2 protein-coding genes are annotated in these 10225 nt (G+C 40.3%); both read right to left on the bottom strand.

From position 1 onward, the window contains the following. Positions 1–8070, bottom strand: an 8070-nt coding sequence (locus IM479_RS12985) for a non-ribosomal peptide synthetase (protein WP_287687104.1), incomplete at its 3' end; no start/stop codon positions are given. Continuing rightward, positions 8067–10225, bottom strand: a 2159-nt coding sequence (locus IM479_RS12980) for a non-ribosomal peptide synthetase (protein WP_287687102.1), incomplete at its 5' end; no start/stop codon positions are given. The genes IM479_RS12985 and IM479_RS12980, both read right to left, overlap by 4 nt.

The following is a 10225-nucleotide window of genomic DNA, read 5'->3' as shown; positions in this document are numbered from 1 at the left end:
TTTAAGAATAGCTAATAATCCCACAATCATCTCTAAAGAACGTTCTAGACAAATCCCCACTAATTCCTTAGGTTTTACTCCTAATTTTTGCAGGTAATGAGCTAATTGATTAGCTCGATTATTTAATTCTGAATAGGTTAATTGTTGGTTGTCAAAGACTACGGCAATTGCATCGGGAGTCCTTTTTACCTGTTCTTCAAATAATTGATGAATACACTTATACTCAGGATAGTCAACTTGAGTATTGTTCCACTCAATTAATAACTGATTAGTTTCGCTTTCTGTCAATAAGGGTAATTGGGAAATCCGCTCTTGAGGATTGGCTACAATCCCCTCTAATAAGTTAATAAAATGCCATGATAGTCGTTCAATAGTGCTACTGTCAAACAAATCAGTATTATATTCCCAGACACCTTTTAAGCCATCATCGGTGTTAACCATTGCTAAGGTTAAATCAAATTTAGCTGTGGTATTTTCCGGTGGCAAATCTGTCACCGTTAATCCCGTCATTGCAATCTCAGACTTGGGTGTATTTTGCAGGACAAAAGCGACTTGAAATAGGGGAGTATGGCTCAAATCCCGTTCCGGTTGCAACGCTTCGACTAACATTTCAAAGGGTAAGTCTTGATGCGCGTAAGCATCCATGGTCACTTCCCGAACACGGGTTAATAACTGACTAAAACTCGGATTATCTGATAAATCCGTCCGCATCACTAAAGTATTCACAAAAAAGCCGATTAAACCCTCAATTTCGCTGCGATTACGGTTAGCAATGGGAGTTCCTACCAAAATATCACCGGAACCTGTATAACGATACAGTAAAGCATCAAAAGCAGCCAACAGCGTCATAAATAATGTCACCCCTTGTTGGTGACTCAATTCAGTCAAAGCTTGGCTAAGTTTGGGGGAAAGGGAAAATTCTTGCTGAGTACCGACAAAGCTTTGCACCGCAGGTCGAGGATGGTCTGTGGGAAGAGATAATAAAGGGGGTGCAGCTGTTAGTTGATTTTGCCAGTAATTTAATTGACTTTGTAGGACATCCCCTTGTAACCATTGTTTTTGCCAAACTGCAAAATCTGCATACTGAATCGGTAAGGGAGCTAAATTTGCGGGTTGATTCTGCACATAAGCATTATATAAGCTGGTCAGTTCGTGAATCAACACTTCGATTGACCAACCATCACTAATAATGTGGTGCATACACACTAACAAGAGATGTTCCGTCTCAGATAGCACCACTAAAGTGATTCTGATTAAGGATTCTTTGGCTAAATCAAAGGGTTGAGTCGCTTGTTTTTGCTTTAATTGCTGTGTTTTTTCTGCTTGTTCATGGATGGGTAAATCTTGTAAATCAACGACCGATATTGTCTCCCTTGTTGTTTGAATAACCTGAGTCGGTTGTCCACCAATCGTGACAAAATTAGTCCGTAATACTTCATGGCGATCGCAAATTTCTTGTAAACTTTGTTCTAAGGCCTTTTGATTGAGGTTGCCTCGGAAATGCAACACCATCGGTATATTATATAAAGCGCTATTTGGTTGCAATTGATCTAAAAACCATAAACGCTGTTGAGCAAAAGATAGAGGTAGTTCTGTATCCTTAGTTCTCGGTAAAATGGGGGGTAATGTTAGAGTGAGATTTTGCTGCTGTAGTTGTCCAATAAGATGCGCTAATTCGGCTACCGTAGCTGCTGCAAATAAACTCCGCAAAGGTAGTTCTATTTTAAATAAACTCCGAATCCGCGAGACTAATTGAGTTGCGAGGAGAGAATGGCCGCCAATTTCAAAGAAATTATCATAAATTCCCACTTGCTCTACTTTGAGTATTTCTGTCCAAATTTGCACCAACATCTCTTCAATTCCATTGCGTGGTGCTACATATTGATCCCGGCGATTCCCTATTTTATCTGGTGCGGGTAAAGCGCGACGATCTACCTTACGATTAGTAGTAAGGGGTAAAGATTCCAGAAAAACAAAAGCTTGAGGAACCATATATAGAGGCAATTTACTGGACAGAAACTGACGCAGTTCACTAATCATCGGTATCCGTTCGTAATGAGCTACTATGTAGGCGACTAAATATTTATCCCCCGGAGTATCTTCGCGAATAATCACACAAGATGTTTGTACATCAATATTTTGGTTAAGTACCGCTTCAATTTCTCCTAACTCAATACGGAATCCGCGAATTTTAACCTGATTGTCAATCCGGCCAAAACATTCAATATTACCATCGGGTAAATAACGCGCTAAATCTCCCGTTTTATACAACCGATTGAAAGCTGCATTAGCAAAGGGATTGTTAATAAATTTTTCAGCAGTTAATTCGGGACGATTCAGATAACCCCGCGCTAAACGAACACCGCATAAATGCAATTCTCCCTTAACTCCAATGGGTACAGGTTGCAGATTTTGATCCAGAACATAGGCTTTTGTGTTAGCAATGGGACGACCAATCAGCACCGAATTGATTTTCTCTGACTGATAATCTAGCAAGTCATGAACTATGGCGGTTACAGACGCTTCTGTGGGTCCATAGACGTTGATACATTGAACCCGTTTCCCGACCATTTGTCGCCAAATATTGACGGTTTCTGGTAACACTGCATCCCCTCCCACAGCGACAACCCGCAGACTGGATGGTACAGTAGCTAATGATTGGGAAACGGCGAGCGCCCATTCATGCCAATAGGCGGGGGTAATATTTAAAAGGGTGAGACTTTCTTGTTCGATAAAATCGGCAAAATCAGTCAAAGTTGCAAACATTTGCCCTGGTCTTAAGACCACTGTGCCACCTTTTAACCAGGTTGGAAAAATTTCTTCCGCAGCGACATCAAAACCAAAGGAAGCAAACTGTAAAACGCGATCAGATTCTGTTAAACCGAATACTTCACTAATGCCCCAACTATGATTAACTAAGGCTGCGTGAGTTAACATCACTCCTTTAGGTTTACCCGTTGAACCAGATGTATATAATAGGCATAGTAGATTTTCTGAAACCACTTCACTGAGGTGATTTTCTGGACTTTGAACTGTCAATATCTCCGCTAATTTATCTAAGACAATTACCCCCACATCTTCTACGGGCAAAGAATCGAGTAAACTTTCTTGAGTTAGCAGTAGAGAAATTTGGGCATCTTCTGCCATATAAGTCAACCGTTGCTGGGGATAATCTGGGTCTAAAGGTAGATAGGCTCCTCCAGCTTTGAGAACTGCTAATAATCCGACAATAACTAACAGCGACCGCTCTAGATAAATGCCAACTAAAACTTCTGAATTTACTCCCAAAGATTTTAAATAATGGGCTAATTGATTCGCCTGGATATTTAATTCTTGATAGGTTAATTCTTGCCCTTCAAATACCACTGCTACTGCTGCTGGTGTTCGTGCCGCTTGTTCTTCAAATAAATGATGAATACAATGATGGAAAGGATATTCTTTTTCGGTGGCATTCCAGTCTTCTAATAATTCTTGCGACTGGACTTCGGTTAATAATGGTAGTTGGAAAATTGGCTGTTGCGGGTTAACAACTAATGCTTCTAATAAGGTGATGAAATTTCCTGTTAATCGCTCAATGGTACTGCGATCAAATAAATCGGTATTATATTCCCATACCCCTTGTAATCCTGCACCGGTATTCTCCATAGCCAGGGTTAGATCAAATTTGGCGGTGTCATTTTCTGTGGTGAGGGGAGTGGCAGTTAATCCTGTTAGTTCTAAGGGAGACGGAGGACTATTTTGCAGCAGAAAATCCACTTGAAATAAAGGCGCGTGACTTAAATCTCGTTCAGGTTGTAGGACTTCTACTAACATTTCAAAAGGCAAATCCTGATGAGCATAGGCATCCATTGCCATTTCCCGCACTCGACCCAATAACTGATTAAAATTGGGTTTACCTGACAAGTCAATTCGCAAGACCAAAGTATTGACAAAAAAGCCGATTAAACCTTCAATTTCCCTGCGATTACGGTTAGCAATGGGAGTACCAATTAAGATGTCTTCCTGTTCTGTATAACGGTAAAGTAAGACAGCATAAGCTGTTAGCAGGGTCATAAATAAGGTGACACCCTGTTCCTGGGTTAATTGGGTCAGTTTTTCGGTTAATTCTAGGGAAAGGCTAAAAGGTAGATGTCCCCCAGCAAAACTTTGTTGATTGGGTCGAGGTCTATCTGTTGGTAAAGATAGAAGGGCCGGTGCGTCTGCTAACTGTTTTTGCCAGTAGTCTAGTTGCTGTTGCAATACCTCTCCCTGCAGCCATTGTCTTTGCCAAAGGGTAAAATCTCCATACTGGATAGATAGGGTATTTAGAGGCGAAGATAAACCCTGAATATAGGCATTATAGAGGGCGGTTAGTTCCTGAAGAAATACCCCCATTGACCAGCCATCACTGACAATGTGGTGCATACAGACTAACAAGATGTGTTCCGTTTCAGATAACACCACTAAAGTGATTCTGATTAAGGGTTCACTTGCTAAGTCAAAGGGTTGAATCGCTTGGTTTTGTGTTAACTCTTGGGAGGCAATTACTTTTTCACTGCTAGATAAATGCTGTAAATCAACTACCGTAACTGTCCAGGTTCGTGTTTGTATAATCTGGGTAGGGATACCATCAACGGTAATAAAGTTGGTGCGTAAAGCTTCGTGGCGATCGCAAATTTCTTCTAAACTCTGGATTAAGATTTGTGAGTTTAAAGTTCCCTCTAAACGCAAGGCTAGGGGTATATTATAAAAAGAACTATTCGACTCAAATTCAGCCAAAAACCAAAGACGAGTCTGAGCAAAAGATAAGGGTAATTCTGCTGCTTTGTCCCTGGGTAAAATCGGCAGTTCAGTAATTTGTTCTTGCTGCGAAATACGTTTTATTACCTGTGCTAATTCGGCGATTGTCTGTGCAACAAATAACTCCCGTAAGGGCATTTCTACCTGAAAAGCCTCACGGATGCGCGAAATTAGTTGAGTTGCTAATAATGAATGTCCACCCAACTCAAAGAAGTTGTCGTGAATCCCCACCTGTGCAACTTTTAACACTTTTGCCCAAATCGAGGATAATATCTCCTCAATCGGGTTACGCGGCGCGATATACTGCTCTTGGCTTTGGAATTCGGGAGTCGGTAAAGCACGGTAATCAGTCTTACCATTAGGCGTTAAGGGTAGGGATTCCAAAATAACAAAAGCACTAGGAATCATATACTCTGGTAACTTAGCTTTCAGGAATTGCCGCAGTTCAGTAACATTAAGCGAATTTTCCTCTTTTTGGGGGGAAATAATCTCTACTTGGGGAATAATATAGGCGACTAAACGTTTCTGATTTGTCTCATCTTCCCGGGCAATAACAACAGCCGTTTTTACCGCACTGTGCTGACTAAGAACAGTTTCAATTTCCCCCAATTCAATGCGGAAACCGCGAATTTTTACCTGATTGTCAATCCGTCCTAAATACTCAATATTACCATCGGGTAAATACCGACATAAATCTCCTGTTTTATATAATTTTGACGGCCCATTGCCCCCCTTATTAAGGGGGGTTGGGGGGATCACTTCATCCTTCTCAAAAGAATTAGGGATAAATTTCTCTTGAGTTAATTCGGGACGATTAAAATAACCCCTAGCTAACCCGACACCGCCAATATGTAATTCTCCGGCTACCCCCACAGGAACAGGTTGTAAGAAAGCATCAAGAATATAAACCTGAGTATTACTGAGGGGTCGCCCAATGGGAACATTGGTGGTAGTTGGTGAAGTAAATTCGGAGAAAGTCGCCGCAATGGTTGCTTCTGTTGGTCCGTAACCATTGAATAGTCGAGGAAGAGGGGAATATTGACCCGTAATTGTTTGCCATTGCTGTACTTTTGCCGGTTGAATGGCTTCCCCGCCAATGAAAATTACTTTAATCTTTGAGAGAATTGGCAGAGCAGTAGGAGTCAGTTCAGAGACTAATTGATGCCAATAGGCAGTAGGAATCCCTAAAACTGTTAACTGCCATTTTTGACAACATTGCCAAAAATATTCATTAGAGCGCAACATATCTTCTGTTCGCAATACCAATGTTGCACCCGATAACAAACTACAAAATATCTCTTCAACGGAAACATCAAAGCAGACAGAGGAAAATTGCAGAATTTGATCCTCTGAGGTAATACCATACTCTCGAATAGTAGTCAGGATATAGTTGACTACTGAGCGATGTTCAATCATTACCCCTTTGGGTTGACCTGTGGAGCCAGAGGTGTAGATAATATAGGCTAAATTGTGCTGCTCAACTGCTACCAAAGGTTTAACTGTACTCTGTTTGGCGATTATTGACCAGTCTTGATCTAAACAGATAGTGTTCGGTGGAAATTGGGGAAGTTGCTCAACAAATTTAGATTGGGTCAAGAGAATACTAAGTTGAGTATCTTCAAGAAGATAGGCAATTCGCTCTGGGGGATAATCAATATCTAAAGGAATATATGCTCCCCCAGCTTTAAGTATTCCCAGGATTCCGATGATCATATCTAGGGAACGTTCAACAAAAATCCCGACTAAACTATCAGCTTTTACTCCCAAAGATTGTAGGTAATGTGCCAATTGATTAGCACGATTATTTAATTCTTGATAGGTAAAAAATTCATTTTCTAATTTAACTGCGATCGCTTGTGGATTCTGTTTTACTTGTTGTTCAAACAACTGATGCAGACACAAATCATTTTTGTAGTCAATTTCAGTCTGATTCCAAGTAAATAATAACTGATTACTCTCACTTTCTGTTAGTAATGGTAATTGACTAATTACTTGTTCTGGATTAGCAATAATCCCGGTTAATAGGTTAACAAAATGCCCTGATAGTTGCTCAATTGTGCTTTGATTAAATAAATCTGTATTATATTCCCAAATTGCAGTTAATCCAGCTTCTTTTACCTGTATAGATAAACTTAAATCAAACTTAGCCGTCTTAGATTCTAAAGGCTGAATAGTAGCTTTTATTCCCTCTAAATCTATTTGATTGAGAACTTGAGTATCTAGGCCAAACATTACCTGAAATAAAGGAGTATAACTCATATTTCTTTCAGGTTGTATGGCCTCTACTAACATCTCAAAAGGTAAATCTTGATGGTCGTAAGCATCCGTTGCTGTCTCTCGTACCTGTTTTAATAACTCGGTAAAACTGGGATTTCCTGCTAAATCTGTTCTTAAGACTAAGGTATTGACAAAAAAGCCGATCAACCCATTCAGTTCACTACGAGTACGGTTGGCGATGGGAGTACCAACCAAAATATCTGTTTCTCCCGTATAGCGATAGAGTAGTACCTTAAATGCGGTCAGGAGGGTCATAAATAAGGTGACACCTTGTTCACGACTCAGCCTATTTAACCCCTGACTAAGTTCTGGGGAAAGAATACCATTGATCCGATCTCCCTCAAAACGTTGTTCCGGAGGCCTTGGACGATCTGTCGGTAGATGTAATAAGGCGGGTGCTGCTGCTAACTGTTTTTGCCAGTAATTTAACTGATTTTGGCGGATTTCTCCCTGTAAATATTCCCTTTGCCAAATTGCAAAGTCGGCATACTGGATCGGTAACTCTGGTAAAAGAGGCTCTAAACCTTTAGTATAGGCATTATAAAGGGTTGTCAATTCCTCAATAAATACCCCCATTGACCAACCATCAGAGACAATATGGTGCAGACAAATCAGCAAGAAATATTCTGTGTCTGATAACTTGAGTAGGGTGGCTCTAATCAGGGAGTCATTGGCTAAATCAAAGGGTTGATGGCTGTGAATTTCTAGCCATTTTTTTATTTCCTGATCTTCTCGATATTTTGGGCTGTCTTTAACATTAACAAGCGTTAATTTCCAATTGCTTTCTGGTTTGATTATTTGTACAGGATTTCCTTCAATAGTCGTGAAATTGGTGCGGAGGGCTTCATGACGTTGAATAATTTTTTGTAAACTTTTTTCGAGGATATCTGCCTGAAGATCCCCCGCTAAATGCAAGGCAAGAGGAACGTTATAGAAAGAACTGTTGGGTTCTAATTGATCTAGGAACCATAAACGCTGTTGGGCATAAGATAGGGGTAATTCTTCAAAATTCATTTTCTTTTTCTTGGTAAAATGGTGGGAACAGGGGAATCCGGTGTTTGCTGTTTTAACTGTTCAATCCCTTGGGCTAATTCAGCGAGGGTTGCTGTGTTGAATAACTGACGTAGGGGAAGCTCAATTTTCAGGCGATCGCGGATCTGTGCTACTAATTTAGTGGCTAGTAGGGAATGTCCTCCCAGTTCAAAGAAGTTATCATTGATGCCCACTTTCTCTACTTTTAGAATTTCTGACCAAACATTTACTAATATATCCTCAATCGGGTTACGCGGCGCAACATATTTTTCTGATGGTTCACTACTAGATTCTGATGGGGGTAAAGCACGACGGTCTATTTTACCATTAGCAGTAAGGGGTAAGGCATCTAAAATAACGAAAGCATTAGGAACCATGTAACTGGGTAATTTAGCTTTCAGAAATTGCCGTATTTCGTTAATGGTAATCGTTTTTTCCGATTGTGGCACAATGTATGCCACAAGACGTTTATCTCCTGTTGTATCATCCCTCACTATTACTACTGTTTCCCAAATCTGGGGATGAGATGCTAATAATGCTTCGATTTCCCCCAACTCAATCCGAAAACCCCGAATCTTAACTTGATTGTCAATGCGTCCTAAATATTCTAATTCTCCCTTAGGTAAATAACGCGCTAAATCTCCTGTTTTATATAATTTTGCTCCTCCTTGAGTTCCCCCCTTATTAAGGGGGGTTGGGGGGATCACTTCATCCTTCTCAAAAGGACTAGGAATAAACCTTTCTGTTGTTAATTCAGGACGATTGAGATAACCTTTTGTTACTCCTGCACCCCCCACATACATCTCCCCGGGTACACCAACCGGTACAAGTTGTAAATATTGGTCTAGTAAATATACCTGTAAGTCGGGAATGGGACAACCAATCACACTAGCTGTACTATCCAAGTCGGTCATACTTAATGGTCGATAGGTGACATGAACGGTAGTTTCCGTAATTCCGTACATATTAACTAATTGGGGGCATTGGTCGCCATGTCGGTTAAACCAAGGCTGTAAACTGTTAATTTCTAAAGCTTCTCCTCCAAAAATAACTAAACGTAAGCTTAAATCGTTATCTGTTGTCGATGAACGATCCCCCCTAACCCCCCTTGATAAGGGGGGAAAACTTCCTTTTAAGGATTCTTCAACTTGAATTAACTGACGGAAAGCGGTAGGAGTTTGATTGAGAATTGTGACTTTTTCTTGACATAATAGCTGATAAAATGCTTCGGGAGAACGCGTCACTAAGTAGGGGACAACTACTAAGCGTCCACCATATAACAAAGCTCCCCACATTTCCCACACCGAAAAGTCAAAAGCGTAAGAATGGAATAGAGTCCAGACATCATTAGAGTTGAAGTGATACCAGGAGTCTGTCGCCGCAAATAGACGTACTACATTAGCGTGATTAACTAAAACTCCTTTCGGTTTACCGGTGGAACCTGACGTATAGATTATATAGGTTAAATTATCGGGTTTTACTCCGCTTTCAGGGTTTGATGGGATATTTTGAGCAATTTTTTCCCATTCTGTATCTAAACAGATAAGTTGTGCTTGATGTTCAGGAATAGACTCGACTAATTTTGCTTGAGTTACTAATACTTTCACTTGAGAGTCTTCTAACATAAAGCTTAGACGTTCCTGGGGATAATCAGGATCAAGAGGAACATAAGCCCCACCCGCTTTTAATATCCCCAATAATCCGACAATCATCTCTAAAGAACGTTCTACACAAATCCCCACTAATTCATCAGGTTTAACCCCCAAAGATTGCAAATAATGGGCTAACTGATTAGCTCGACGATTTAACTCATTATAGGTTAATTGTTGCTCCTCAAATACCACCGCTACATCATTAGGAGTCCGTTCAACCTGCTCCTCAAATAACTGATGAATACACTTATCAGCAGGGTAATCTACTTGAGTATTATGACCGTCTATTAATAACTGTTGTTGTTCAACTTTTGTTAACAAAGGTAATTGAGAAACTCGCTCGTTTGGATTAGCAATAATCCCCTCAAGTAAAGTCAGAAAATGACCGTTCATTCTTTCAACAGTCTCGCTATTAAATAGGTCAGTATTATACTCCCAAACTCCCATTAATCCCGTCTCTGTATTTTGCATTGACAAGGTTAAAT

The sequence above is a fragment of the Microcystis sp. M165S2 genome (assembly GCF_020245885.1).
Taxonomy (GTDB): Bacteria; Cyanobacteriota; Cyanobacteriia; order Cyanobacteriales; family Microcystaceae; genus Microcystis.
This window is presented reverse-complemented; position numbering and strand designations above follow the sequence as displayed.